Below are 1,202 nucleotides of genomic sequence, written 5' to 3'. Positions count from 1 at the left end.
TGGTGGGCTCAGCGACATCGACAACGCTGCCCTGCTGTGCCAACGCCACCACACGCTGGTGCACCAGCGCCGGCACGTCGCGCACGTGCTCCCCGCCCCCGACGAGCACGGCCGGTACGTGGTGTGGGACCTCACCCCCGGCAGCTACGACCGGCACCTGGAGCACCTCCGGGCCGAGAGATCAGCGAACGATCCACCACCGTTGACGCCCGAGCGGCTACGAAGCCTGGTCCTGGCGTTGCAGGACGACGACCCTGATGAGCAGCGCTGGGCCCGTTACGAACTCCACGAGTCATGGCCCGACGACCCATGGCCCGACGACCTCGAGCTCGAACACTGGTGGACGCCTGCCGTCGCCAGCGATGACACCGCTACCAACGGCATCCCCACCAACAGAGCGCAGCCCGTCTGAGGGTTGCTGCCCCCTGCCCGCTCCCTGCCCTGGAGGTCGGTCAGTCGGTCAGGGGCAGAGCCAGGGTGTTAGGGCTGGGCTCGGCCAAGGTGTCACGCGAGGGCGAGGACGACCAGCGGGTCGGTCGTCGGGGCCCTCGAGCCACCGGCGGGCTCCAGGGTCATGCCGACCGCGGCAGCGGAGCTCGGGTCACCCTCCAGGACCATTGACCCGCGACGGTCCGCATCTGGGGTGAGCAGCCCGGCAGAACGGGCCACACCGTCGGAACCGACGAACCACAGCTGGTAGGTCTTGCCCTCGGGAGCCGGCGGCAACCCGGCCACCGTGATCGCCGCTCGGCCGAGCTCGCGGCTGTAGGCGACCTCGGCGTTCAGCTCACCCTTGCTGCTGGTGACCCGCACGGCGTCGGCTGCGGCCACCACCTGGTCCACCGGCGACAGGGTGCCGGCGTCGTTCGACCACGGGCTCCACACGAGACCGCCGACAGCGATCACAGCAGCCGCGGCTGCTCCGGCCAGCCACCTCGAGGCCCGTGAGCGACGACGAAGCGGGACGACGACGGCATCCGGCCCCCCTCCATCCGGTGCCCCGGCATCCGCCTCGGGCGTGACGGGACCCGAAGCGCTCGGCGCGGCGACGTCGGGAACGGGAGCAGCGGCATCCTCGGGAAGTGGCGGCAGCGGGCGGACCTGGGAGATGCCGGACAGCACCGACGCACGCAGCGACGGGGGCGGGGTGGCCTCCGTGAGCGCGGCCAGGGAGTGCCCGGCGGCGGTCAGCTCGGCGACCT

1 protein-coding gene and 1 pseudogene are annotated in these 1,202 nt (G+C 72.0%); one reads left to right on the top strand and one right to left on the bottom strand.

Features of this window, described 5'->3' with window-relative positions; all coding sequences use genetic code 11:
• Positions 1-412, top strand: a pseudogene (locus PLL68_RS15475) (hypothetical protein); the annotation flags it as partial.
• Between the two features lie 92 nt (positions 413-504).
• Here PLL68_RS15475 and PLL68_RS15470 read toward each other — a convergent pair.
• Positions 505-1,202 (bottom strand): anti-sigma factor (locus PLL68_RS15470; RefSeq protein ID WP_324535623.1); only part of this gene is annotated, 698 nt, incomplete at its 5' end.

The sequence above is a fragment of the Ornithinibacter sp. genome (genome assembly GCF_035443565.1).
GTDB lineage: Bacteria > Actinomycetota > Actinomycetes > Actinomycetales > Dermatophilaceae > Fodinibacter.
Note: the sequence above shows the minus strand (reverse complement) of the source record. Positions and strands in the feature narration are given on the sequence as shown.